20 protein-coding genes are annotated in these 26,131 nt (G+C 68.0%); 3 read left to right on the top strand and 17 right to left on the bottom strand.

The window, feature by feature from the left end; genetic code table 11:
- Positions 1–2: 2 nt before the first annotated feature.
- The 8 genes from ABIC35_RS14185 to ABIC35_RS14150 all read right to left on the bottom strand — a co-directional run bounded on the left by ABIC35_RS14185 (position 3) and on the right by ABIC35_RS14150 (position 12,910).
- Positions 3–740, bottom strand: coding sequence for a Crp/Fnr family transcriptional regulator (locus tag ABIC35_RS14185; protein ID WP_121072809.1), 738 nt, complete (start codon positions 738–740; stop codon positions 3–5).
- Between the two features lie 203 nt (positions 741–943).
- A complete protein-coding gene (locus tag ABIC35_RS14180; protein WP_121072807.1) occupies positions 944–3,133 on the bottom strand; it encodes a xanthine dehydrogenase family protein molybdopterin-binding subunit in 2,190 nt (729 codons plus the stop codon).
- A gap of 14 nt (positions 3,134–3,147) precedes the next feature.
- Positions 3,148–4,131, bottom strand: a complete 984-nt coding sequence (locus ABIC35_RS14175; protein ID WP_121072805.1) for an FAD binding domain-containing protein — start codon at positions 4,129–4,131, stop codon at positions 3,148–3,150.
- On the bottom strand, positions 4,128–4,628 hold the full coding sequence (locus ABIC35_RS14170; RefSeq protein WP_121072803.1) for a 2Fe-2S iron-sulfur cluster-binding protein: 501 nt from the start codon (positions 4,626–4,628) through the stop codon (positions 4,128–4,130). The genes ABIC35_RS14175 and ABIC35_RS14170 overlap by 4 nt, the downstream gene beginning before the upstream one ends.
- Before the next feature lie 80 nt (positions 4,629–4,708).
- A complete protein-coding gene (locus ABIC35_RS14165) occupies positions 4,709–5,647 on the bottom strand; it encodes a DUF808 domain-containing protein (RefSeq protein ID WP_121072801.1) in 939 nt (312 codons plus the stop codon).
- Positions 5,648–5,720: 73 nt separating this feature from the next.
- Positions 5,721–8,363, bottom strand: coding sequence for a glycoside hydrolase family 3 C-terminal domain-containing protein (locus ABIC35_RS14160; RefSeq protein WP_121072799.1), 2,643 nt, complete (start codon positions 8,361–8,363; stop codon positions 5,721–5,723).
- A gap of 20 nt (positions 8,364–8,383) precedes the next feature.
- Positions 8,384–9,973, bottom strand: a complete 1,590-nt coding sequence (locus tag ABIC35_RS14155; RefSeq protein ID WP_183049272.1) for a tryptophan halogenase family protein — start codon at positions 9,971–9,973, stop codon at positions 8,384–8,386.
- Positions 9,974–9,994: 21 nt separating this feature from the next.
- Positions 9,995–12,910 (bottom strand): TonB-dependent receptor, encoded by a 2,916-nt coding sequence (locus ABIC35_RS14150; protein ID WP_354278490.1) that lies wholly within the window; start codon positions 12,908–12,910, stop codon positions 9,995–9,997.
- Between the two features lie 302 nt (positions 12,911–13,212).
- Between ABIC35_RS14150 and ABIC35_RS14145 the strand changes: the two genes are divergently transcribed.
- Together ABIC35_RS14145 and ABIC35_RS14140 are read left to right on the top strand one after the other, a co-directional pair.
- Complete coding sequence (locus tag ABIC35_RS14145; protein WP_121072797.1) at positions 13,213–13,890, top strand: SapC family protein; 678 nt, start codon at positions 13,213–13,215, stop codon at positions 13,888–13,890.
- 2 nt (positions 13,891–13,892) lie between these two features.
- The gene (locus tag ABIC35_RS14140; protein WP_121072795.1) at positions 13,893–14,885 is read left to right on the top strand and encodes a cupin-like domain-containing protein; all 993 of its coding nucleotides are present in this window, start codon (positions 13,893–13,895) and stop codon (positions 14,883–14,885) included.
- 3 nt (positions 14,886–14,888) lie between these two features.
- On the opposite strand, the gene upp is transcribed toward ABIC35_RS14140, so the two are convergent.
- The gene (gene upp, locus ABIC35_RS14135) at positions 14,889–15,545 is read right to left on the bottom strand and encodes a uracil phosphoribosyltransferase (protein WP_121072793.1); all 657 of its coding nucleotides are present in this window, start codon (positions 15,543–15,545) and stop codon (positions 14,889–14,891) included.
- Between the two features lie 53 nt (positions 15,546–15,598).
- On the bottom strand, positions 15,599–17,662 hold the full coding sequence (locus tag ABIC35_RS14130) for an alpha-N-arabinofuranosidase (protein WP_354278489.1): 2,064 nt from the start codon (positions 17,660–17,662) through the stop codon (positions 15,599–15,601).
- 173 nt (positions 17,663–17,835) lie between these two features.
- Here ABIC35_RS14130 and ABIC35_RS14125 point away from each other — a divergent pair, with 173 nt between their 5' ends.
- A complete protein-coding gene (locus tag ABIC35_RS14125; protein ID WP_121072791.1) occupies positions 17,836–18,906 on the top strand; it encodes an alpha/beta hydrolase in 1,071 nt (356 codons plus the stop codon).
- A gap of 202 nt (positions 18,907–19,108) precedes the next feature.
- Here ABIC35_RS14125 and ABIC35_RS14120 read toward each other — a convergent pair whose 3' ends face one another.
- The 7 genes from ABIC35_RS14120 to ABIC35_RS14090 form a co-directional block, all read right to left on the bottom strand.
- A complete protein-coding gene (locus ABIC35_RS14120) occupies positions 19,109–20,308 on the bottom strand; it encodes an FAD-binding domain-containing protein (protein ID WP_121072789.1) in 1,200 nt (399 codons plus the stop codon).
- A 62-nt stretch (positions 20,309–20,370) separates the two neighbouring features.
- Positions 20,371–21,267: a ParB/RepB/Spo0J family partition protein gene (locus ABIC35_RS14115; RefSeq protein WP_121072787.1), complete on the bottom strand. Its 897-nt coding sequence runs from the start codon at positions 21,265–21,267 to the stop codon at positions 20,371–20,373.
- On the bottom strand, positions 21,264–22,046 hold the full coding sequence (locus ABIC35_RS14110) for a ParA family protein (RefSeq protein ID WP_121072785.1): 783 nt from the start codon (positions 22,044–22,046) through the stop codon (positions 21,264–21,266). Before ABIC35_RS14110 ends, ABIC35_RS14115 begins: the two co-directional genes overlap by 4 nt.
- Positions 22,043–22,666, bottom strand: a complete 624-nt coding sequence (gene rsmG / locus ABIC35_RS14105; RefSeq protein ID WP_121072783.1) for a 16S rRNA (guanine(527)-N(7))-methyltransferase RsmG — start codon at positions 22,664–22,666, stop codon at positions 22,043–22,045. The genes ABIC35_RS14110 and rsmG overlap by 4 nt, the downstream gene beginning before the upstream one ends.
- Entirely contained in the window at positions 22,663–24,498 is a 1,836-nt protein-coding gene (gene mnmG, locus ABIC35_RS14100) for a tRNA uridine-5-carboxymethylaminomethyl(34) synthesis enzyme MnmG (RefSeq protein ID WP_121072781.1), read from the bottom strand. Before mnmG ends, rsmG begins: the two co-directional genes overlap by 4 nt.
- A gap of 80 nt (positions 24,499–24,578) precedes the next feature.
- On the bottom strand, positions 24,579–25,862 hold the full coding sequence (gene mnmE, locus ABIC35_RS14095) for a tRNA uridine-5-carboxymethylaminomethyl(34) synthesis GTPase MnmE (RefSeq protein WP_121072779.1): 1,284 nt from the start codon (positions 25,860–25,862) through the stop codon (positions 24,579–24,581).
- A gap of 11 nt (positions 25,863–25,873) precedes the next feature.
- Positions 25,874–26,110 (bottom strand): DUF6489 family protein, encoded by a 237-nt coding sequence (locus tag ABIC35_RS14090; protein WP_121072777.1) that lies wholly within the window; start codon positions 26,108–26,110, stop codon positions 25,874–25,876.
- Positions 26,111–26,131 lie beyond the last annotated feature (21 nt).

Below are 26,131 nucleotides of genomic sequence, written 5' to 3'. Positions count from 1 at the left end.
GGTCACATCTCGCCGGGTGCAGGCAGCCAGGCGGGATCGAAGCGGACGTGCCGCGGCGGCACCGGCGACATCTTGCGCAGCGCCTCGATGTCGCCGAACGCGATGCGCTGGCCGTGTCGGGCGATCAGCCCCTCGCGTTCGAGCAGCCGCATCGTCCGGTTGACGTGCACCGCGGTCAGCCCGAGCGCGTCGCCCAGCAGCTCCTGGGTCAGCGGCATGTCGAAGCGGCCCTCTTCCACCGCGCCGATCTTGGCCAGCCGATCGTGGAGATCGAGCAGCAGCCGCACCATCCGCTCGCGCGCCGAGGATTTGCCCATCGCGGCGACGATGTCCATCAGCGCCAGCCGTTCGACCTGCACGCCCATCAACAGCAGCGGCCCGAGCCGCGGATAGGCGATCAGCACCTCGCGCAGGCGGTCAAACGACACCTTGGAGACGCGACATTCGGTCACCGCCGTCAGCGTATCCGCGGCGGTGTCGAGCACCATGCTGGGCGTGCCCATCATGTCGCCGGTGATGTGGACCTTGACGATCTGCCGCTGCCCGGCGGGAAGCCGGATCGACGAGGTCGCCCAACCGTCCAGCAGCAGATACATGCCATCAACGGGTTCGCGGTCGCGCCGGATGGTCGCATTGCGGCGATAGACGATCTCCGGATCGCCCAGGCCGCGCAATGTCTGTGCTTCTTCATCGGTGAGCGACGCCTGCTCGTGGAATCGCGTCAACGGGTAGTTCGGCACCCCAGATGCTCCCCTGTCCTGGATGTGTCCCCCGCCGGCAGAACGCCGGCGAATGGAGGGGCGGCCCCACCATAGGAGGCCGCACCGCTCGCGAAACAATGCCTAGCGGGCGGGTGCCTCACTGACAATTCCATCCTAGGGGGTATTCGCCTTAACCTGTTATAAGCTTTGGTCTTTCATCCGTGAAGACAAGGTGCTTGCGCTTACACCTCCGGCAGCTGTTCGAGCAGCTTGTCCGGGGTGATCGGGAAGCTGCGCACACGGACCCCGCAGGCATGGTGGATGGCGTTCGCAATGGCCCCTGCCGCGCCGCAGATGCCCAGCTCGCCGACGCCCTTGGCCTGGAGCGGGCTGCCCGCAGGATCGCGCTCGTCGACCAGCACCACGTCGAGCGCGGGCACGTCGGCATTCACCGGCACATGATATTCGGCGAGGTCGTGGTTGACGAGGTGGCCGTCGCGCGGATCGAAGACGAGCTCCTCGGTCAGTGCGCTGCCGATGCCCCATACCATGCCGCCCAGGCACTGCGAGGTCGCGGTCTTTTCGTTGAGCGCGCGGCCCAGGCCGAAAGCGCCGGTCATTCGCCGCACGCGCGTCTCGCCGGTATAGGCGTTCACGCCAACCTCGACGAAGAAGGCGCCGTACATCGCGATGGCGAACTTCTCGTCGATTCCGCCATTCTTGAAATGGCCGGTCTCGGTCAGGTCGGCCTTGAGCAGTTCGGTGAACGGGATGCGGCGGTTGCCGGTGATTGCCTCGCCGTCCTTGAGCGTGAGATCGGCTTCGTCGACGCCGAGCTGCTGCGCCAGCTGTTCGCGGATCGCCTCGCAGGCGGCGAACACCGCCGAGCCGGTCGATGCCGCCCCCCAGCTGCCGCCCGACCCCGCACCCGGCGGGAAGCGCGTGTCGCCGAGCTGGACGAGCACCTTTTCCGGCGGCAGACCGAGCATCTCGCCCGCGATCTGGCCCAGCACCGTATAGGTGCCGGTGCCGATATCGGTCATGTCGCTCTCAACCACCGCGGTGCCGTCGGCGGCCAGCGTTACCTTGGCCTGTGCCTCGTTGAGGTTGTGGACGCGGCAGGCGGTCGCCATGCCGGTGCCGATCCACCATTCTCCCTCGCGGCGCTGGAGCGGGCGGCGATCGCTGCCGTCCCAGCCGAAGCGCTCGGCGCCGACCTTGAGGCTCTCCGCGAAGCGCCGCGAGCTATAGGGCAGGCCCTCGCTCGGATGCTGTTCGGGGATGTTGCGCAGCCGCAGCTCGACGGGATCGATACCGCTGGTTAGTGCCAGCTCGTCCATCGCCGCTTCAAGGCACTGCATGCCCACCGCCTCGCCCGGCGCGCGGACCGAGCCCGCGGTCATCCGGTGGATGCGGGCGAGGTCGATGCGCAGCGTGCGATGCTCGCCGCGATAAAGGAATTCGCTCGCCTGGGTGACCGGCTCGGCGAACTTCTCGCCGGGCAGGTTGGAGACCCAGGCCTCATGGCCGAAACCGTTGAGCTTCCCCTCCGCATCGGCGGCGAGGCGGATGCGCTGGCGCGTCTCCGATCGGCGCATCACCGTCTGGAACACCTGCTGGCGGCTCATCACCACCCGCACGGGACGGCCCAGCTCGATCGCCGCCACCGCCGCTGCGGTCAGCTCGGCGCTGATCCCCAGCTTAGAGCCGAAGCCGCCGCCGACATAAGGCGAGATCAGCCGCACCTGCTCGGGCTTGATCCCGAGTGCGTCGGCCAGCTCCTTCTGATTGTATTTGAGCATCTGCAGGCTCGAATGGGCGGTGAGCGTATTGCCGTCCCATTCGGCGATGCTGGCATGCGGCTCCATCGCCGCGCTGGCATGGCCCTCGGTGGTGTAGGTGACGTCGACGGCATGGGCAGCATCGCGCATCGCGGCGTCGAGATTGCCCTGCTGCACCGGGTCGCCGAACGGTTCATGGGCGGCGTGGCTGTCCTCGGAATCGAGCGGCACCTTGGCGGGATCGTCGGCGCGATAGGCGATGCGCAGCCGGGTGGCGGCGTCGCGCGCCTGCTCGAAGGTCTCGGCGACGACGAGCGCTACCGGCTGGCCGAAATAATCGACCTTGTGGATCTCGCGCACCGGCGATTTGCCCGCGCCGCCCTGCGCCGAGCGGGTGATCATCCGCGGATCGGCGATCACCGCCAACACGCCGGGCATGGCGAGCACGGGATCGGATTCGATCTCGATCACCTCACCACGGCTGATCGTCGCGAGGACGAGCACGCCCTCCGCGCAGTCCGCGATCTTGTACTCAGCCGCATAGGGCGCGACGCCGCTGGTCTTGGCGCTGCCGTCGGGGCGATCGAGCGGGCGGCCGATGATGCCCTGCGCCATCGCATCGAGCCGGTTGCGGTCGTCCGGCTTGTCCATCGTGTACAGGCGAGTCACAGCGTACCTCCCGTCGCTTCGCGCAGCACGGCCTTGAGCGTGCGGCGGGTGAGCGGAATCTTGAAATCGTTGCTGCCCTGCCCGCGGGCTTCGTCGAGCAGCAGCGCGGCGGCCTGGTCGAACAGCGCGTCGGACGGCGCCTCGCCTTCGAGCAGCGCCTCGACGCGGGCATCGTGCCACGGCTTGTGCGCCAGCCCGCCGAACGCGAGCCGCGCCTTGGCGATCTTGCCCTCCTCGACATGAATCACCGCCGCCACCGAGACGAGGGCGAAGGCATAGGAGGCGCGGTCGCGGACCTTGCGGTAGAGCTGCGTGCCGCCCGCCGGGGCCGGCAGCACCACGCCGGTGATCACGTCGCCGGGTTCGAGGATATTGTCGCGCTCGGGCGTGTCGCCGGGTAGGCGATGGAAATCGCGCACCGGGACCATGCGCTTGTCGCCCTTCGCGTCGACGATCTCGACCGTCGCGTCGAGCGCCGACAGCGCAACCGCCATGTCGCCGGGATAGGTGGCGATGCAGGCGTCGCTCGCGCCGAGGATGGCGTGGATGCGGTTGAACCCGCCGATCGCCGCGCAGCCGGTGCCCGGCTCGCGCTTGTTACACGACTGACTGAGGTCGTAGAAATAATAGCAGCGCGTCCGCTGGCAGAGATTGCCGCCCGTGGTCGCCTTGTTGCGCAGCTGGAAGGTGGCACCCGCCAGGATCGCGCGGGCCAGCACCGGATAGTCGGCACGAACACGCGGATCGGCGGCGCAGGCGCTGTTCGAGACGAGCGCACCGATGTGCAGCCCCTCGCCATGCTCCGTGATGCCGCCGAGCGGCAGGCGGTTGACGTCGACCAGCGCGGTCGGTGTCTCCACCTCCAGCTTCATCAGGTCGAGCAGATTGGTCCCGCCGGCGATCGGCTTGGCACCGTCGGCGACGAGCAGCTGGCCCGCATCGCCCAGGCCATGGGCCCGCTGATAGTCGAAGGGTTTCATGCCTGCGCCTCCGCCACTTCCGAAATCGCCGCGACGATGTTGGAGTAGGCCCCGCAGCGGCAGACATTGCCGCTCATCCGCTCGCGAATCTCGTCCTCGGAAAGCTTGGGGGTGCCGGCGACGTCGTCGCTGACATAGCTGGTCCAGCCCGCCGCGATCTCGTCGAGCATCGCCTTGGCCGAGCAGATCTGGCCGGGGGTGCAGTATCCGCACTGATAGCCGTCGTGCCGCACGAACGCCGCCTGCAGCGGGTGCGGCGCGTCGGGCGTGCCGAGGCCTTCGATCGTGGTGACGCTGTCGCCGTCGTGCATCACCGCGAGGGTGAGGCAGCTATTGATGCGCTGGCCGTTGAGCAGCACCGTGCAGGCGCCGCACTGGCCGTGATCGCACCCCTTCTTGGTGCCGGTAAGGCCGGCATCGCGGCGGAGAAAATCGAGCAGACTGGTACGGGGATCGACGTCGAGCTCATGATCGACGCCGTTGATGGTGATGGGCATGCGCGGACTCCCTGGTCAGGGGGGCGAACGCGCAGGTGTCAGGATTGGTCCCGACTTAGGTTAACAAGAATGGGAGTCGGTCAGTGGCCCTTGCGCGGGATCAGATGGAGCAGCCCCGCGACGACCGCGCCGACGACCAGCCCCGCCACCGCCGAGCCCAGCGCATAGACCAGCCATGCGACCACGCCACCCACTGGGCCGGTCGCGGCGCCCGCCACTTCGGACCAATGGTGCAGCGCATGCGGCACCGCGCCGACGCCGAATTCCTCCAGCCCGTGGAGCAGGATGCCGCCGCCCACCCAGGCCATCGCCGCCACGCCGATATGCGACAGCGCGGTGAGCAGTACCGGCATCGCCGTCACCAGCCCGCGCCCGAACACCGCGACACCGCCCGATCCGCCGTTCCGGCTGAGGTGCAGGCCGATATCGTCCATCTTCACGATCAGCGCGACGACGCCGTAGACGCCGATGGTGATCGCGAACGCCACCAGCACCAGCGCACCCGCACGCGTGACGAAGGACATGTCGGCGGGCAGCTGGGCCAGCGCGATCACCATGATCTCGGCCGAGAGGATCAGGTCGGTGCGGATCGCGCCGAGCACCTGGCGCTTCTCCAGCGCCTTGGCATCGGTGATCTCGGCCACCGCATCGGCATCGTGCGTGCCGGTCAGCGCCTCGAGGATCTTCTCCGCCGCCTCGAAGGAGAGATAGGTGCCGCCCAGCATCAGGATCGGGGTCAACGCCCAGGGCGCGAAGGCGCTGAGTAGCAGCGCGAGCGGCAGGATCACGACGAGCTTGTTGGCGATCGAGCCGAGCGCGATCTTGCCGATGATCGGCAGCTCGCGATCCGGCGTGAGCCCCACGACATAGCGCGGCGTGACCGCGGTATCGTCGATCACCACGCCGGCGGCCTTCACCCCCGCGCGGCCGGCAGCGGCGCCCACGTCGTCGAGCGACGCCGCCGCCAGTTTCGCCAGCGCCGCGATATCGTCCAGCAATGCGACCAGGCCACCCGCCATCAAATCCCCCTCATGTTTCGCCCGGGCTAGCCGAGATGAAGCGGAAATGCACGCGGATGGCCGAGGCTCCGTCTCAATTGGGCAGATCGATCGCCTTCTCGATCTTGAACTGCACCGACGCCCCCGCCGCGCCGCTGCCCGGCTGGCCGCCGCCGACGGTCGCGCGATAGGTGCCGGCGAGCACCCGGTGCTGGCCGTCCACCGTCACCGTGCTCAGGTCGCGCGGTGACAGGCTGAAGGTGACCTTCCGCGTCTCGCCGGGCTTGAGCGACACGCGCTGGAAGCCGCGCAGAGCCACCTTGGGCGCGCCGGGATCCTCGGGGAAGTTGAGGTAGAGCTGCGCCACCTCGTCCCCTGCCCGCGCGCCGGTGTTGCGCAGCTCGGCGGTGACCGTCAGCCCCGCCTCGGCCTTCTCCACCACCGGCGCGCCATAGGCGAAGCTGGTGTAGCTGAGCCCGAAGCCGAACGGATAGACCGGCGTACCGGTGAAGTAGCGATAGGTCCGCCCTTTCATGCCGTAATCGCCGAAGGGCGGCAGGTCGTCGACGCTGCGGTAGAAGGTCAGCGGCAGGCGGCCCGAGGGGCTGGTCTTGCCCGACAGGACATTGGCGATCGCGGTGCCGCCCACCTCGCCCGGATACCAGGCCTCCAGGATCGCGGCGGCGTTGTCCTTGGCCCAGCTCAGATTGATTGGGCTGCCGTTCATCGCGACGACCACCAGCGGCTTGCCGGTCGCCTTGGCGGCGTCGAGCAGCGCCTGCTGATCAGGGAGCAGGTCGAGGCTGGTCTTGTCGCCGCCCTTGAAGCCGGGGACCTGGATCGGCGATTCCTCGGCCTCCAGGTCCGAGGTAATACCCACCACCGCGACCAGCACGTCCGCCTTGGCGGCGGCCGCCTTCATCGCGGCGACCGGATCGGCGCTGATCCGCTTCCACACGAGATCGATGCCCGAGAGCACATGCTCGTCGGTGCGCACCTCGATCGGATAGCGCTTGCCCTTGACCAGCTGCACCTCGCGCATCGTCGGCAGGCTGCCCCAGCCGGACTTGGTGAGGTCGACGAACGGCTTGCCGTCGAAGCTCATCGCGCCGCCGAAGCCGGTCAGGCCCAGCCGGTAGGTCCCGGTCTCGGGGGGCACGAGAAAGCCGGTCCAGATCGTGCGGTGATGTTCGGAGACGGTCGGCAGGTCGAGGCTGCGCGCCGAGACATCGGCCTCGACCCGGGTCACCACCGGCGTATCGGCGAACTGCATCTTGGCGACGGCGTCGCGGAAGGTGCCGGGGGCGAACTCGGCGGGCGCCGGCGTCGTGGGATTGAAATAGCGCGCGAGCAGGCCCGGCTTGCCGCTGGGCGTGCGCAAGGCCGAGCCGGGGACGCGGTCGCCATCGGTCACCGAGGCGCCGAAGGGGGCATAGGAGACGTTCGCGCGCGGGAAGGCGCGGCGCAGGCCCTCGACCACCGAGACGGGCTGCCCCGACAGCGACGAGGAATAATTGCCGCGCAGCACCCGCGTCGCGTCGCCGAGCGGGCCGATCACGGCGATGCGGCTGCCGCGCTTGAGCGGCAACAGCCCGTCATTCTTGAGCAGCACCAGGCTCTTCTCCGCCGCGTCCAGCGCCAGCGCGCGGTGCGCCGGCGCGCCGACATCGGCGGGCTTGCCGCTGGTCGTGCGGATGCCCGGCAGGTCGCCGTTGCGCAGCCGCGCGGAGAACAGCCGCACCAGCGTTCGGTCGATCTCGGCCTGGGTGATCAGCCCCTTGGCAAGCGCGTCGCGATACCGATCCCCCAGCCCCGCCGTATCGGTGAGCGTCGCGCCGTTGCACTCATTGTCGACGCCCGCGCGGATCGCCGCCGCCACTGCGGTGGGGCCGTCCGGCGCATAATGATGGTTGTCGCTGATGTCCTTCACCGCATCGCAATCGGAGACGACATAGCCCTTGAAGCCCCAGGCGCCGCGCAGATGCTCCTTGAGCAGTTCGTCGCTGGCGCAGGCGGGCTGGCCGTCGATGCGGTTATAGGCGCACATCACCGATCCCGCCTTGCCCTCGACGATCGCGGCGCGGAACGCGGGCAGATAGGTGTCCTCCAGATCGTGGCGCGAGACGAACACGTTCGCCGCGTGCCGCGTCGATTCCGGGCCGCTATGGACGGCGAAATGCTTGGGGGTGGCGATCACGTTGGGCAGGTCCGGATTGGGCCCCTGCATGCCCTGGATGAAGGCGACGCCGATCTTCGCGGTGAGGAACGGATCCTCGCCGTACGTCTCCTGCCCCCGCCCCCAGCGCGGATCGCGGAAGATGTTGATGTTGGGCGACCAGGTATCGAGCCCGGTACCGATCCGCCCCATCCGCCCGGTCTCGCGGGCGAGCGCGTGCAGCCCCTGCACCTCGCTGCTGATCGCCGCGGCGACATCATGGACCAAAGGCGCATCGAAGCTGGCGGCAAGGCCGACCGGCTCGGGGAAGTTGGTGGTCGGCAGCGTGCCGAGCGCGCCGTGGAGCGATTCGGTCCACCAATTGTAGCGGGGGATGTTCAGCCGCGGGATCGCCGGGGCGACGTTGAGCAGCTGGGCGAACTTCTCCTCCGGCGTCAGCTGCGCGACGATCGCCGCCGCCTTGGCATCGGCCTCGGCGCGTGGATCGGCCGCGGTCTGGGCAAGTGCGGGCAGCGGCAGGAGCGCGGCGGCCAGCAGCGCGGCGCGGAAGGTGCGATTCATGGTGATCTCCCCTGGGGCCGTCAGACCGGCTGCAGCCCGTGTTCGTGAATCTTGCGGATCAGGTCGCGGTGGCGCGGCAATCCGGCGCAGAGCCGTTCGGTCTGCGCGGCATTCTCGCGCATCGCTCGCTCGGCGAGCCGCTGGTCGCCGGACAGTGCCTCGGGCTCGACCTCGCTGCGGAAGCCCATGCCGTAGAGGACGTACTGGTAGCTGGCGGGCGGGAAGACCTCCTCCACCCGATCGAACTCGTCATGGAACCAGGGCGGCTGGTAGCGCCACAAGGTGAGCAGTTCCTGCAGCCGCTCGGGAATCGTCTCGGGCAGCAGATTGTCGCGCCAGAATGCGGTGTCGGTCCGCTTGGTCAGCACATAATGGAGCTTGAGGAAGTCGATGATCCGGCCCCAGCGATAGAGCGTGGTGGCGTTGAAGCGCTTGGCGACCACGTCCATCACCTCGCGCACCGCCGGCATCTGCTCGGCGATCAGCTTGGCGGAAAGCTCGATCAGCACGATTGCAGACGCCTCCAGCGGCTCGAGGAAGCCCGCCGCAAGGCCGACCGCGACGACATTGTTCTTCCAGAAGATCTCGCGGTGCCCCGAGCGGATGGGGATGCGGCGCACGGCCACGTCGGCGCCTGCGCGGCCGAGATAGGCGCGCAAGGTCGCCTCGGCCTGGTCGTCGCTGGTGTGGGCCGTGGAATAGACATAGCCGGTGCCGCGCCGGGTCGGCAGGCCGATGTCCCAGATCCAGCCGGCATCCTGCGCCGTCGACAGCGTGTGGGTGGCGATCGGCGCATTCTCTTCCGCATAGGGGACCTGCGCGGCGAGCGCGGCGTCGCAGAACAGCACGTCGCCGCAGTCCTTGAACTTCACCCCCATCGCCTCGCCGAGCAGCAGCGAGCGGAAGCCGGTGCAGTCGACGAACAGATCGCCTTCGATCCGCCCGGCCTGTTCGGTGTCGATCGCGGCGATGTCGCCATTCTCGGCCAGTTCGACCGAGCGGACGTCGGCGAGCACATGGCGCACGCCGAGCTTGGTGGTGCAGTGGCGGGTCAAGAAGGGCGCGAACTTGCCCGCGTCGAGGTGATAGGCATAGTTGGCCTGCCCGTCATATTCGGGCGTGGCGATCGTCTTGGGGGCAAGCCCCGCGTCGCAGATCCGGCCCTGCGGCGTGACCGTGTCGCAGAAGCTGCGACCCTTCGAATCCGTGATCCAGTGCGGCACCAGGCTCAGCTGGTGGAAGCCCTGGGGCAGCATCAGCGGATGGTAATAGGCGTCGTCCTCGGCGCCGGTGGTCCAGCGGGCGAACAGCGCGCCCTGCTTGAACGCGGCGTCGCACTCGCGGAAGAAGTCGGTTTCGGAGACGCCGATCTTGGCGAGCGTGGTCCTGAGCGTCGGCCAGGTCCCCTCGCCCACCCCGATGATCGGCGTGTTCGGCGATTCGACCAAGGTGACGGTGAAACCGCCGGGCATCCGGCTCTGGTGCCGCGCCGCGATCACCCCGGCGGTGAGCCAACCGGCGGTGCCGCCGCCGACGATGACGATGTTCTGAACCCGTTTCACGCGCGCCGACCCGTGGAAAAAGAAGGGGATGCCGGACGATACCGACATCCCCAGTCGTGGGAAGAGACCTTAGAAGCGATAGCGCACGCCCGCCGTGAAGCGTCGGCCATAGGCGAACACGTCGAGCAGCTGGTTCGAGAAGCGGCCATGCGTGCTCTGCACCTCGTCGGTGATGTTGAGCGCTTCGCCGAAGATGTTGATCGCTTGCGTGATCTGGTAGCTCGCGCTCAGATCGATCTGCAGGCTGGAATTGACGAAGGTCGGCTCGGCACCGAACGACCCCGTATTCTGCGCCTGGCCGAAGGCGAGCAGGTACTTGTCACGCCAGTTCGCCGCCGCGCGGAATTCCACGCCGTGCTTGTCGTAGAAGCCGACGAAGTTGGCCGAATTGGCAAGGCCGGTCACCGCGAAGCCGCTCTGGCTGATATCGGTCGGATCATAGGGCCGGTTGGTTTCGACGAAGGTGGCGTTGGCGATGAAGCCGAAGCCGCTGTTGCCGAAGGTGTTCTGCCAGGCGAGCTCGACGCCCTTCACCGTCGCCTTGGGGCCGTTGACCCGCTGCGACACCGCGAACTGCGCCAGCGTGCCGGTCGACGGATCGACGACGCCGTTGATCGACTGGCGCTGCACGCCCTGAACGATGAAGTTGCGCACGTCCTTCAGGAAGAAATTGACCGCGGCGTAGGAGTTGCGCTGGTAATACCATTCGAGCGCGGCATCGAAATTGTCCGCGAGGTACGGCTGCAGCGTAGGGTTGCCACCGTCCGCGGTGAGCGCGCCGATGCGCTGGCCGACGCCGATGTTGAGCGCCGGGGTCAGCAGGTTGAGCGTCGGCCGGGTCAGCGTGCGCGAGGCATCGAGGCGCAGGTGCAGCGCATCGGTGAGCTCGAGCTTCAGGTCCATCGACGGCAGCAGGTAGGAATAGCTCGACTTGGTGGTGATCGCCTGCTGGTTGCCGAACGCGATGGTCAGCAGCGTCGGGTCGGTGGTGCTCGGCGTGATCGAGACCGGCAGGCGGCCGATGCCGGTGGAGGAGACATGGGTCACTTCCTCGCGCACGCCGGCGTTGAAGAAGAACGGCATGCCGGCAACTTCGCTCTTGAAGTTCGCCGAGAGGTAGAGCGCCCAGGTCTGCTCGCCGATGTCGCGCGTGCTGCCGACATCGTCCGCAACGGCGAACTGGCCGTTGAAGCCGGCGCAGCAGCCGGTGTTGTAGCCGGGGATGGTCGTCGTCTGCGGATTGCCCAGGCCGGTCAGATAGTTCTGGAAGTCCTGCGCGCGGAAGTTGAGCAACACCGGCGGCAGCGCGCCGGTATAGCCCGGCAGGAAGTTCGAGGTGCTGACGGTGCCCTTGAACAGGCTCGCCGGCAGCGCGACGCCGCCGCTGGTGCCCGACGCGGGGCCATAGCCCGAATAGGCCTGCCAGTAATTGTTGGCGAAGGTGTTCGCGCTGCGGAACTTGAACTTGTCGTCGAGATAGGAGCCGCCAAAGCGCAGCGTCAGGTCGTCCTGTTGCCACTTCAGCCCCAACCGGGCCTGCTTGATCTCGTCGGTATTCTTGTTGGCGATGTTGACGGTGACGTGGCTGCCGATCGAAGCCAGGTCCGCCCAGCGGCTGCCCGTGCCGTTGACACCGTAATCGTGGAGGACCGGGATCACGTCCTTGCTGTCGCCGTTGATCGAAATACCGAGCGACGGGCCGATGCCGAAGCCATAGCCGACATCCGCGCCCTTGGAGTTGATCCGCCCGTCGGGGTTCAGCCAGCTCTTGGACCAGCTGCCATCGGCCTCGACCTGGAGATGCTCGGTCGCGTCCCATTTGACGTTGAGGCCGGTCTGGTTGGTGCGGCGGAGGTTGCTGTCGGTGCCGGCGGTGAAGTCGGTCTGCGAGCCCGCCTGGGTGAAGTCGGTCGTCGTGCCGTTCTTGTCGAGCTTGACGTTGCGCAGGCTGCCCTGATTGAACCAGATGCCGAAACCGAAATTATCGGTGTTGATGCGCTGGTCCGAATAATTGTTGTCGAGCGTCAGCAGCACGCCGTCCGACGGCTTCCACTGCAGGGCAATCCGTCCGTCGATACGCTCGTCGCGGGTATAGTTCTGGACGGCGCCGAACTGCTGCTCGAACCAGCCGACCACGGTCTGGCGGTTGCTTTCCTGCGCCCAGGCGGCGGACTTGTTGTCGCTGGTCGGGCTGCAGCTCGTCGCGGTGCTGCCTGCCAGCTGGCACGGCGCATAGCGGCCGCCGGGCCAGCCATGGACGAACACGTTGTTGGTCTGGGTGTCGTGCCGCGTGTAGATCGCGTTGGCGAGAATGCCGAAGGTGTCGTCGGCGAAGGTCTTGCTGATCAGCACGCCGCCGGTCGGCACCACCTTGCCGGCATCGTCCTGGATCGAGCCCGAGGCCGAAACCGCGAGGTGGAAGCCCGGGCGATCGAACGGCTTGGGATAGGCGACGTTGATCGTCGCGCCGATCGAACTCGACGACAGCGATACGTCCGGCGTCTTGAGCACGGTCAGCCCGCCGACGAAATCCGAGCCCACGGTCGAAAAGTCGATCGAGCGGCCGCCGGTCGCAGTCGAGAGGCGCCGGCCGTCGACCAATGTCTCGTTGAAATCGCCGCCGAAGCCGCGGACGGTGACGCCGTTCGGCTCGCCGCGCGGCCCGTCGCGCTGGATCGAGATGCCCGGCAGGCGCTGCAGCGAGGCCGCGACGTTGGAGTCCGGGAACTTGCCGATATCCTCGGACGAGATCTGCTCGATCACGCCGGAGGCATTCCGTTTCGCATCCAGATTGCGCTGCAGCGAACCGCGAATACCGGTGACGATGATCTCTTCGTCCTGCGCCTGGCTGGTCGACGGCGCCGTCGTCTGCGCCTGGACCGGTGTGACCAGGCTCAGCGCCATTACGCTCGTGGCACCCGCCAGTACATGGCGCGCAAGACGCGCGCGCCGCTGCGAAGAACCCATTCCGACGATGTTCGGCATGTGCTTACCCCCTCCGTGTTTATTGTTGGGATCGATACAGACCCGCACGCGCTACACCGCAGTGCAACGTGACATATGCTCGGAGAATAGGCGCAAGCCTTCGCATCCGCACAAATAGCGGCACAACATCCTCCCCGATTCATTCTTCTTCTGCGAATCTGTACGGAACTGTAGCGATTGACGTTAGCGCTATCAACTGGTTTTTGTCGGCGTATTCTTGCGCTTTAGTCAGGCCATTGGCGCCGGCGGCGTGAGCCGATATGCAGAACTGGGCGCACCACGCGCCGATGGAGAGGACAGGAATGGCTGAAGGCGTGACGTTGCTCGATTCGGTGGAGCACCGCGATCTGCGGGTCCGTCCTGCCGCCGGCCCCCTGCCCTATTTCGTGCCGGTCGTGGCGTCCGAGTTCGCGGCCGCGGCCGCCGCGTGCCCGGTGCTGCTCACCAAGGATGCCGAGACCGGGCGCTTCTATGTCGGCGCGATGCTTGGCTTCCAGCCGGGGGAGTCGCTGGTCGAGCTCCGCGCCGGCGAGGGCTTCTGGCCGCTCCATGTCGAGCGCCAAGGCTTCTTCATCGCGGGCGATTCGATCGCGATCGACCCGAAGGATGCGCGCTTCGCCGGGCAGGACGGCGAGCCGCTGTTCGGCGACGACGGCGCCCCTGCCCCGGCGCTCCGCGGCATCCAGCAGACGCTGGCCCAGCTGCACCGCGGCGTGGAGGAGACCCAGGCCTTTGTCGACGCGCTGCTCGCCCACAAGCTGCTCGAGCCGATCGACGTGACGCTGCGCTTCGACGACGGCACGTCGCTCGACCTGACCGGGCTCTACACGGTGAGCCTGGATTCGCTCCACGCACTGGACGACGGCGCGGTGCTCGCGCTGTTCCGCGCCGGGCATCTCCAGCTGGCCTATACGCTTGCGGGCTCGCTACGGCAGATCGCGGTGCTCGCCGCTCGGCGCAATCGCCGGCTCGCGGCCTGACGATGCTGCGCGAAGTCGCCGCCGACATCACACCCGCCGACTTCGCCGAGGCACGCCGCGCCTGCATGCCGATCGTGCTGCGGGACGCGGCGGCATCCCTTCCCGTCACCCTGGCAGCGGCGACCGTCGAAGGCCTGTGCGCCTATCTGCGCCACTTCGACAGCGGACGGACGGCGCAGGCGTTCGTCGGCGATCCGGCGATCGGCGGGCGCTATGCCTATGGCGACCAGCCCGACGGCTTCAACTTCGCGCGCGAGACGCTCGGCCTGGGTGCGGCGCTGGACCGCATCGCCCACGCCGCCGCCGATCCGCACCAGCCCAGCGTCTATTGCGGCTCGCTCCCTGCCGAGGACCATCTGCCCGGCTTCGCCGAGGCCAATCCCCTGCCGCTGGTGCCGCAAGGCGTGCTACCACGCCTTTGGATCGGCAACGCCTCGACGATCGCCTGCCATTATGATCGCTTCGACAATTTCGCTTGCGTGATCGCGGGCGAGCGGCGCTTCACGCTCTACCCGCCCGATGCGATCGGCGATCTGTATGTCGGCCCGATCGACCACACGATGGCGGGCCAGCCGGTGAGCCTCGCCGCCACCGCAGCCCCGCTGGATCCCCGCTATCCCCGCTTCGCCGCCGCCCAGGCGCGCGCACGGACGGTGACGCTCCACCCCGGCGACGCGCTCTATCTGCCCAAGCTCTGGTGGCACCAGGTCGAGGCGACGGCGCCGTTCAACCTGCTGATGAACTATTGGTGGGACGATTTCGCCAGCGGCCCCGATTCCCCCTACACCGCGCTGCTGCTGGCGATGACGGCGCTGGCCGACCGTCCCCCGGCCGAGCGCGCGGCGTGGCGCGCCTTTTTCGACCATTATGCCTTCCGCCCCGACGGTCACCCGCTCGCGCATCTGCCGCCCGAGCGCCACGGCATTCTCGCCGACAGCCGGGAAAATCGCGGACGGATCCGCGCCTTCGTGATGCAGTTGCTGCGCGGCGGCTGACGCTCAGCTGTGCTCGGTGCTGAAGGCGCGGTCGCCCGCGTCGCCGAGCCCCGGCACGATATAGCTGTGCGCGTTGAGCTCGGCATCGAGCCCCGCCGTCCAGATCGCTACGTCCGGATGCGCCGCCCGCACCGCATCCACCCCCGGGCGCGCGGCGAGCAGGCAGACGAAGCGCAGGTCGCGCGCCCCCGCCGCCTTCAGCCGATCGAGTGCCGCCACCGCGCTGTTGCCGGTCGCCAGCATCGGATCGACCATCAGCACCGGCCGCGACGCGATATCGGCAGGTGCCTTGAAATAATATTCGATCGCTTCGAGCGTCTGCGGATCGCGATAGAGGCCGAGATGCGCCACCGCGGCCTCTGGGAGCAGATCGAGCAGCCCCTCGGCCATGGCGAGCCCGGCACGCAGCACCGGCACCACCACCGGGGGCGCACAGCCCAGCACCGGCGAGTCCATCGCCGCCACCGGCGTTTCGATCGCCAGCGGGGCCAGCGGCAGGTCGGCCAGCGCCGCCGCACCGAGCAGCGTCGCCACCGCGCGCAATTCGGCGCGGAAGCGCTCGGGCGGCGTCGTCCGGTCGCGCAGGCGGGTGAGGCGGTGCTGGACCAGCGGATGGGCGACGATCGTCAGCCCCTCGATCGCGATATCGGGTTCGGCCATGGCTGGCGTGGTGCGCGATGCACCGCCGGCATGCAAGCCGGCGGTGCATCGGGTCAGCGAACGACCGGGAATTCGTACACCGCGGTCGCGGTCGCCGGCACGGTGAGCGAACGGCCGAGCGCCGGCACCCGCGCCTCGCCGATCGTCACGCCGGGCGCGGCGCCGGCCTTGTTCTCCGCCGCGAGCGACGCGCCCGAGAGCAACCAGCGCCGCCCCACCCCGCGCGTCCGCACCCCCTGCAGCGCGATGGCGGCCGTCTGCGGCTTCACCGTCGCGTTGACGATGGCGATCTTGAGCGTCCGCCCGTCGGCGCTGAGCGCGGCGATCATGTCGAGCGGCCAGGTCGCGCTGCCCGCCTTCACCTGTGGATGGCTGTAGCCGACCACGAACTTTGGGTCCGGCTGCGGCGCGTTGCCGTCGAGCGCGATCGGCACCGTGCCGGCGCCGAAATGCGCGCCATAGAGCTTGAACACCATGCCGGTGGCGTTGAGCGTCGAGGCGGTCGGCGTGATGTCCATCGTCGAGGCGCCGGTGGTGAAGGCGCTCATCGTCAGGAAATCGGTGTGGCGCAGCATCTCCTGCAGCACCATCGAATAAGCGAGCGCGTTCTTGAGCGTCGGCGGCCCGAAATAGGCATATTCGTCGATCGACAGGAAGATCTTGTCGCGGCGCAGCGCCGGGAAACGCTGCTCGTAGATCTTCCACTCCTCGGCCTTCATCCGCACCTGGTTGGAGGGCGAGCGGACATATTCGAGCAGTTCGGCATCGGCGGGGGCATCGGGCCGCTGCTCGGCGCGATCATACCAATGCTCACTCACCCCGGCAAAATTGCCCCAGGCCTGCGCGAACAGCCCGCCGGTCCAATCCTCGTCGGTGCCGAACTTGTGCTGGATGCTGGCGAGCGTCGGGTTCTCCTTGGTGCCCCTGGGGTGCATCTGGTCGGGCATAGCGCCCGATCCGATCAGCACGATGCCGGGATCCTTGGCGCGCATCGCCCGGGCGAACGCGTTGTGCTTGATCATGAAGTAATCGAGCGTGGTGCGGCCGATCTGCCACCAGCCATAGGGCTCGTTGCCGATGTTCCAGAAGCGCACGCCGTACGGCGCCGGATGACCGTTGGCGGCGCGCTTGGCGCCCCATTCGCTGGTCGCCGGGCCGTTGAGATACTCGACCTCCTCGGCCGCGGAGTTGGCATCCCCCAGCCCGGCATTGACCGTGACATAGGGTTCGACGCCGACCAGCCTGGCCAGCGTCATCCACTCGTCCATGCCCTGGTCGTTGGTCTGCATCGCGCTCCAGGCATGGTCGAACATCGGCGGGCGCTGGTCGCGCGGGCCGATCGCCTCGTGCCAGTCCCAGTCGGAGAGGAAATTGCCGCCGGGCAGCCGCCAGAAGCCCGAGTTGAGCGTCCGGGCAAGCGCCGTGGTGTCCGCCCGCCAGCCATCGATATTGTCGTCGGGCATCAGCGACACCGCGGCGACGCGGAAGCGGCCGCTGCCCGTGCCGGTGATCTCGAAACGGGCATCCTTGCTGTCGGCCTCCGGGGTGAAGGCGAAGGTCACCCGCTGCCAGCCCGGCCCGGGAGTCGGCAGCGCCACGGTCTGGCTCTCGCCGCTCCCCTGCCCCCAGGCGAGCCGCACCTGCACCCGCGCGCCGGCATCGCCGCTCAGCCACAGCGAACCGACAATGCGCTTGCCCTTGGCGATACCGATGCCGTCCTGCGAGAGACCATGGGGGGTCGTCGCATCCAGGGCGACGCTGGGGCTCTGCGTGCCGACATAGGGGTCGTGCGTGTCCATGGTGACGGCGTCGTCGCCGCCGATCGGGCGCCATTTGCGATAGGCGACCCCCGGCCGCCCCTCGGCATTGGGCGGCGGGGGCACGTCGCGCGCAGCGGGCACGACCTGGTAATAGAATTTGCGGTCGTCGAGCATCTCCGCCCACAACGTCCGCGCGACCAGGCCGCCGATCGGCTCGATGAACATGCCATATTCATATTTGGTCACGGGTGCCGAGGCGCGGCCCGCATCGATCGTTGCCTGCAGGGTCTGCGCGCCCGCCGGCGAAAAGGTGCACGCGAACAACAAGGCAGACACGCCGGTGCGCAACCGTGCCATGGTCCTCTCCCTCTTTTTATTTACTCCGACCTGTTGTATCCGAAGAAAGATGTTAACGCTACCGTATATCGGAGTGTTGGCGGCTTTACTTGGCAAAGCGCCCCGCTCCGCCGCGGCGGAACTGCGCCGACAAGAATAGAGGGCCGACGCGGCCTTGCATGGGAGAGAGAGCGATGGGCAAACGGACTTGGATGACGTGCGCAGCGCTGCTGGCGAGCCTTTGCGGCGCACCGGCGATGGCGCAGGTGCAGACGCAGATCCCGCCGGTCGTGGCCGGCGCGAAGCCGGTGACGGTGCAGCGGATCAAGGTCCACTCGCCTGCAATCGAAGGCAATCTCGAGGGCGAGAGCGCCGATCGCGACGTGATCGTCGTGCTGCCGCCGGACTATGCCCGCGCGCCCCGCAAGCGGTATCCCGTCGTCTATGCGCTCCACGGCTATTCGATCGGTGCCGAGCAGTGGATCAAGGAGATCCATGTCCCCCAAATCGTCGAGGGTGCCTATGCGCTCGGCGCCAGGCCGGTGATCCTGGTGCTGCCGGATAGCAAGACGCTGCACAACGGGTCGATGTATTCTAGCTCGCCGACCACGGGCGATTTCGAGCGCTTCGTCGCGCATGATCTCGTCGCCTATATCGACGCGCATTACCGTACCATCGCGACGCGCGAGAGCCGCGGCCTGGTCGGCCATTCGATGGGCGGTTATGGCGCCAGCCGCATCGGGATGAAGCATGCCGATGTGTTCGGCGCGGTCTATATGATGAGCCCCTGCTGCCTCTCGGCGCGCGACGCGAGCCTGCTCGATGCCAATGGGCTCGCGCAGATCGCGGCGATCAAGACCCGCGAGGATGCGACCAAGCTCTCCTGGGGGCTGCGCGCGACGCTGGCGGCAGCGGCGGCCTGGTCGCCCGATCCCAAGGCGCCGCCGCTCTATCTCGACCTGCCGATCGACGACGGCAAGCAGCGGCCCGAGGTGCTGGCGAAATGGGCCGCCAACGCGCCCCTGGCGTTCGTCGACCAATATATCGGGGAGCTCCGCCGCTACCGGGCGATTGCGATCGATGTCGGCGACAAGGACGGCCTACGCGGCGACGCCCAGACCTTGCACGAGACGCTGGACCGCTACGGCGTGCCCAACAGCTTCACCGTCTATTCCGGCGACCACACCAGCGCGGTGGCAGACCGGTTCCAGAATTACGTCCTGCCCTTCTTCAGCAAGAACCTGGTCTTCCCGAACCAGCGCTGAGGCCGTTTCGGGGGCGACGCGAGCCGATGGCGGATCGCGTCGCGGGCCGCGTCATGCCAGGTCGGGCGCAGCGCCTCCGAGCCGTGGCCCCGCCATTGGTCGTCGTGCAACTGCTCGATCATGCCTCACCCTTCGTCCTGCAACAACGCTGCAGTGCGGCAGAGTGTTCACCATTTCTTTACCATGATCCAGCGCTTCTTGGTTACGCGAGCATTGGTGGCTGCACCGCGTTCTCGAGCAGCGCCGGTATTTGCTGGGCAAATGCAAAATAGCCCTTGGAGCAGAAGGGCCATGCCTGCTCGTCCCAGGCGCGGCGATGTTCGGCAATGCGCGCCCTTTCGTGGTATGCGGCCAGCGACTCCGCGACCGGCCCCACGGGCGCATAGCCGGTGACGATCTGCGCAGCGCCCTCTGCCTGCGCGACCGCCAGCACCGCTTCCATGTCGTCCACCCAGAGCGCGCGTGCCCTCCAATGCGACGACGCGCGTTGCAGGCCGTCCGCAACGGCGGCAAGGTCGGCCGCGCCGCTGCAATGCGCGCGACACGCCACCACGCGCCGGACATCCAGTGCCTCCAGCTGCGCTTCGGTTTCCAGCGAGAGATCGTCGGGTGTCAGCAGCAGCAGCGAGGGTAGACCCGGCTCGGGCGCCGTCGGGGTTCGGATGCGTCCAAGTTCCGCAGCGGATGTTTCACGTGGAACGTCCGCAGAAACCGCAAGTCCCTTGGGATCGAAGCGCCCACCCGTCTGCACCCGGATTCGCTCCGCGTCGGCGAGATACACCTTCCCCGGCGTATGCAAGCCGGCAACCCAACGCCATGACAATGTGTTCGACGCCGGGTCCGCATCGACGAAGTGGCGGAAGGTGACTTCGGCGCCAAGCTCCCAAGGCAGCCGAAGCGTGAAGATCCAGATCGAGGCAAACTGCATCCGCGCCCAATTGTGCAGATAGCCGGTCTCACGCAGCTCGCGCGCCCAAGCGTCGAAGGCATCGATCCCGGTGCGCCCTTCTACTGCTGCGGCATAGCCATCCGGCAGCCCCTGCTTGGCCCACCGGGCGCACGCCGCCCGCCAATCCTGCCAGACGGACGGATGCTGCTCGAGCCAGCCCTTCCAATAGGTTCGCCAGTACAGCTCGCCGATGAACTTGGCCGCCGCCCCGGCGCCGTGCACGCGCACGACCGCTTCTGCAACCTCCGCCTCACTGATCAGCCGCCGCCGCAAGGCCGCTGAAAGCCGCGACACGGCGTGATGCTGCCCCTGCCCCCGCTCCTCATTGCGATGCCGGGCATAGGCCTCCCCCGCGTGCGGCAGAAAGGCCGCCAGGCGCGCCTGCGCCGCGCTCCGCGACAGCGGGAAGTCGAAGGACAGGATCGGCCCACGGCCCGACGCGGAGAGCAGCATGACAACAGGCTGCCATGTCGCCGGCCAAGCTCAAACCTGCCACAAAGGGCAGCGGAACCCGATCAGATCCGCTCGCCGCTCAGCCGCTGGCAGACCATGTCGAGCTGGTCGAGGGTCGAATAGCTGACCGACAGCGTGCCGCCCTTCTCGCCATGCGCGATGCGGACGTTGAGACCCAGCACATCGCCCAAATGCCGCTCCAGCGCGACGATATCGGGATCGCCTTCGCTGCGATTCTCGCTGGCCTTACGCTTCGGCGCTGGCTTGGCGGTACGCGCCAGCTTCTCGGTATCACGCACCGACAGCCCCCTGGCGACGACTTGGCGCGCCAGCTTCTCGGGATCGGGCGAACCGATCAGCGCACGGGCATGGCCCATTTCCAGCGAGCGATCGACCACCATCTCGCGCACCGGCGCCGGCAGATCGAGCAGGCGCAGCAGATTGGCGATGTGGCTGCGCGACTTGTGGACGATCTTGCCCAGCGCTTCCTGGGTATGACCGAACTCGCGGACCAGCCGGGCATAGCCCTCGGCTTCTTCGATCGCATTGAGGTCCTGGCGCTGGATATTCTCGATCAGCGCGATTTCCAGCGTCTCGGCGTCGCTCAGCTCGCGAACGATCACCGGCACCTCGTGGAGCCGCGCCCGCTGCGCCGCCCGCCAGCGCCGCTCGCCGGCGACGATCTGGAAGCTCTGGCCGTGCGGCCGCACGAAGATCGGCTGGATAAGCCCGCGGGTGCGGATCGACTCCGCCAGCGTGTCCAGCGCCTCTTCGTCGAAATGACGGCGCGGCTGGTTGGGATCGGCGACCAGCGAGCTGATCGGCAGCATCCGCACGCCCGAACTGCTCGTCGGATTGCCCTTGATCGGCTCTTCGGGGATGCTGTCGCCCAGCAAGGCGGAAAGCCCGCGGCCGAGACCGGGGCGGGGCTTGCGGGCGGCGGCGGGAGATTCGGTCATGCGGCTTTCTGCAATTTGGGAAGGCGGTCGATCACTTCGCGGGCGAGCGCGATATAGGCTTCGGAGCCGGCGCAGCGATGATCGTAAATAAGCGCGGGTACGCCGTGGCTCGGCGCTTCGGACAGGCGGACGTTGCGCGGGATGACCGTGTCGAACACCACCCTGCCCAGCACCGCGCGGACATCGTCCGAAACCTGGTCGGTGAGCCGATTGCGGCGATCATACATCGTCAGCGCGACGCCAAGGATCGACAGGCCCGGGTTGAACCGGGTGCGGATCCGCTCGACGGTGTTGAGCAGCTGGCTGAGCCCTTCCAGCGCGAAGAACTCGCACTGGAGCGGCACCAGTAGTGCATGCGCCGCAACCATCGCGTTGACCGTCAGCAGCCCCAGCGAAGGCGGGCAATCGACCAGGATCACGTCCCAGCGCTCGGCGCGGTGGCGCTTGATCGCCGCGTCGAGCCGGTGGGTGCGCGCATCAAATTCGATCAGCTCGATCTCGGCGCCCGACAGGTCCTGCGTCGCCGGCACCACGTCGAGGCCCGGCACGGTGGTGGGCACCGCCACGTCCTCGAGATCTGCATCCGACACCAGCAGGTCGTAGCTCGAATGCTCGCGCTCGCCGCGGCCGATGCCGAGCCCGGTCGAGGCATTGCCCTGCGGGTCGAAATCGATCAGCAGCACCCGCTTGCCGGTGGCGGCGAGGGCGGTGCCGACGTTGATGGCGGTCGTGGTCTTGCCCACCCCGCCCTTCTGATTGGCGATCGTGATGGTGATCATCTGGCGCCTATCTGTGTTGCGACCACGATGCCCGAGTCCGGCTGCGTGATGCTGGGTTCCACGTGAAACCGACCTTGCCATTTCGCGCGCGCGGCATCCACCTCCGATTGCGCACTCCGCCCCTTGGGCAGCAACCAGACTGTGGACGAATCGGTGCAATGCACTGTGGATAACATCAGCGCGGACAATTCGGCGACTGCGCGGGCGGAGACGACCGCGGCGCGACGATCGGGGCGATAGGATTCGACCTTGCTGCCGATCACCGTCACACGATCGCCGATCCCGAGCTGGTCGGCGGCATCGCGGAGGAATTGGACGCGCTTGGTGCGTGGTTCGACCAGCACGACAGGGCGATCGGTGAGCAGCGCTACTACAATGCCGGGCAATCCGGCACCGCTGCCGACATCAAGCCACGCCCCCTCCCCGGCCGCTTCCGCCAGCGGCACGAGCTGGGCGGAGTCGGTGAGGTGGCGGCCCCAGAGGCTGTCCAGGGTCGAGCGGGCGATCAAATTCTGGTGCTCCGCTTCGGCTACCAGGATATCGCCGAACTTGGCGACCAGTGTTTCACGTGAAACACCGAAGTGATTGCGAACCCAGCTTCTTGCTTCATCTTCGTTCATGCCACGGCCTTTCGCGCGTGCAACAAGATGGCGGAGAGCGCAGCGGGGGTGATGCCGCGAATGCGAGCGGCGGCTCCCAGCGTCTCGGGCGCGGCAACGGTCAGCCGTTCGACCATCTCGTTCGACAGCCCGGGAATGGCGGCATAGTTCATGTCGACTCGCAGCCGGACCGCATCGTTGGCACGCAGCTGCGCTACCTCGGCATCCTGCCGTTCGAGATAGGGTGCGTAGCGCGCGTCCTCGACATACTCCGCCAACAGCGCCGGATCGGCATCCGGGTCAGCATCCAGTACATGCTCGAGCGCAACGCCGGGAAAGCGCAGCCACTCGCGGGCCGGTCGCTTCGCACCATCCTGCGCAACCGGCGCGCCACGGGTGGCAAGCTGATGCGCGGTACGCTCGACGGCGAAGATCGCATCGAGCTTCTTCCGGCCGTCCCGGTTACGATTGAGTCGAGCCTGCCGCTCAGAGCCCAGCAGCCCCAGCGCGTCGCCGATCGGACCCAGCCGCGTCTCGGCATTGTCGGCCCGCAGGCGCAGGCGGAACTCGGCGCGGGCGGTGAGCATGCGATAGGGTTCGGTCACCCCCTGCAGCACCAGGTCGTCGATCATCACGCCGAGATAGGAGGTCGCGCGATCGAGCACCAAGGGCGCGACGCCCAGCGCCAGTGCCGCGGCATTGGCGCCGGCGGCGAGCCCCTGCCCGCCTGCCTCTTCATAGCCCGTCGTGCCGTTGATCTGGCCGGCGAAGAACACGCCGGGGATCTGCGGCAGCGCCAGAGTCGATTCCAGCGCGCGCGGATCGATATAGTCATACTCGACCGCATAGCCGGGCACGGTGATGACGGCCTGCTCCAGCCCCGGGATCGAGGCGATCATCGCCGCCTGCGCGTCGACCGGGAGCGACGTCGAAAGCCCGTTGGGATAGATCCAGTGATGGTCGAGCGCCTCGGGCTCCAGGAACACCTGGTGCCCGTCGCGGTCGCCGAAGCGATGGACCTTGTCCTCGATCGAAGGACAGTAGCGCGGGCCCTGCGCCTCGATCGCACCGGTGAACAGCGGCGAGCGATCGAGCCCGCTGCGGATCGCATCATGCGTCGCCTGCGTGGTGCGGGTGACCGCGCAGTGGAGCTGCGGCAGCGGGCGCGTCGCGTTCATCGCCGACATCGTCCAGGGCTCGGCATCCGAGGCCTGCTCCTCGGTTCGGGCCCAGTCGATCGTGCGGCCGTCGAGCCGTGGGGGCGTGCCGGTCTTGAGCCGACCCATCGGTAGTGCCAGCTCGCGCAGCTGCGCGGCGAGGCGAAGCGCGGATGCCTCCCCTACCCGCCCGCCCTCGAACCGCTCCTCGCCGCGGAAAAGGCGGCCGCCGAGGAAGGTGCCGGTGGCGAGCACGACGGCGGGAGCGGCCAGGCGGGTACCGTCGCGGAGCTGCACGCCCGCGATGCGGCCACCCTCCAGGATCAGCGCTTCCGCCTCGCCCTCGATGAGCGTCAAATGGTCCTGCGCACGCAGCATCGCCTGGATCGCGGCGGCGTAACGCGTGCGATCGGCCTGGACGCGGGGCCCCTGCACGGCGGTGCCCTTGGAGCGGTTGAGCATGCGATAATGGATGCCGGCGGCGTCGGCCGCGCGCGCCATCAGCCCGTCGAGCGCGTCGATCTCGCGGACGAGATGGCCTTTGCCAAGCCCACCGATCGCCGGGTTGCACGACATCGCGCCGAGCTTGTCCAGATCGAAGCTGAGCAGCGCGGTGCGGGCACCACGGCGCGAGGCCGCAGCCGCTGCCTCGGTACCGGCATGGCCGCCGCCGATCACGATCACGTCGAATTGCATAGAGCTGCTAAACGCCTTCGGCGCGCGCTTGTCCAGAGGGGTGCGGTGGAACGCCTCATGCGTGTTCCACGTGGAACACTTTATTTACCGATGCAGAACTTTCCGAACAGCGCATCGAGCACGTCCTCGACACCTGCCCGACCGGTGATCGCATCGAGCGCGCGGCGGGCGGCGCGGAGCTCCTCGGCGAAGAGCAGGGGATCATCGAGCAGCGACGCCCGCGCCAACGCATCGGCCGCTGCGATGCACCAGCCCCGCTGGCGCGCATTGAGCGCGACGAGGTCTGGCGGCGGCAACAGGTCGGATGCGGCCGCCGCCATGCGCTGCCAGAGCGCGTCCAGCCCCCTGCCCTCGCGCACCGACACGACCAGCTGATCGGGCTGCGCTGGAGCACGGCCCTCGGCATCGGCGCGGGCATGCACCCACAAGGCGCAGGCATGCGGCGGCGGCGCGTCGTCGCCGAGCCACAGCAGCAGATCGGCTTCGGCCAGCGCATCGCGGGCGCGTGCCACGCCGATCGCCTCGATGGGATCGTCGGTGTCCTCCGCCAGCCCGGCGGTGTCGATTAGCAGCCAGGCGATGCCTTCGCGGACCACCGGCACTTCGATGCGGTCGCGCGTGGTGCCGGCGATCGGCGAGACGATTGCTGCGTCGCGCTCGGCGAGGGCATTCAACAGGGTCGACTTGCCGGCATTTGGCGGTCCACCCAGCGCCACCCGCAACCCGTCGCGCAGCCGCTCCACCGGCGGCCTCGCGGCGATGGCCGCGATGTCGCTGCCCAAGGAGGCGGCAGCGGTTCGCAGCGTCGGCAGCGGATCGGCGCCGGCGACATCATCCTCATCGCCATGGTCGAGCTCGGCCTCAATCCGCGCGGCCAAGCCGAGCAACCGGGTCGTCCAGTCCTCGGCATGCTGCCGCACCGCCCCGCCCGCGCTGCGGATGGCGGCACGCCGCTGCGCCTCGGTCTCGGCCATCAGCAGGTCGCCCAGCCCTTCGGCCTCGCTCAGGTCCAGCCGGCCATGGAGCAGTGCCCGCCGCGTGAACTCCCCTGCCTCCGCTGCGCGAAGTTCGGGAAGTTCGGCGAGTGCCGCCTCCACCGCACGCACCACCGCGCGGCCACCATGCAGGTGCAGCTCGGCAAGATCCTCGCCGGTCGCCGATCGCGGCCCCGGGAAGCACAGCACCAGTGCCTGGTCGAGCGGCTCGCCCGCCGTGTCGCGCAACGTTCGCAGCGCAGCACGTCGCGGTGTGGGAAGGTCACCCGCAAGCTGCTGCACCGCAGCAAATGCCTCTGTCCCGCTGATGCGCAGCACCGCGATCGCCGCCGGCGGCGCCCCGCTCGAGACCGCGAAGATCGTGTCCATGCGGGTGGTCGTCAGCTCCCGGGCTTCTTGGTCGCGGCGTCGAACATGCCGCGCCAGAAGTTCATCCCCGCCTCGCCCATCGGCGCCCAGCTGCGCATCATCTGCTCGAAGCCTTCGGGCGTGCCGTGATTCTCGATCGCCTGCACCATCAGCTTCACATAGCGATCATGAACGGGCGTGAGGTCGGGCAGTCCCATGGCGCGGCGCGCTTCTTCCGGCGTGCACTCGACTTCGACGTTGATCTTCATGTGATCCCTTCCGCGCTTGAG

The sequence above is a fragment of the Sphingomonas trueperi genome (assembly GCF_040545965.1).
GTDB lineage: Bacteria > Pseudomonadota > Alphaproteobacteria > Sphingomonadales > Sphingomonadaceae > Sphingomonas > Sphingomonas trueperi_C.
The sequence above is the reverse complement of the archived record's forward strand: the minus strand, read 5'-3'. Positions and strand labels throughout refer to the sequence as shown.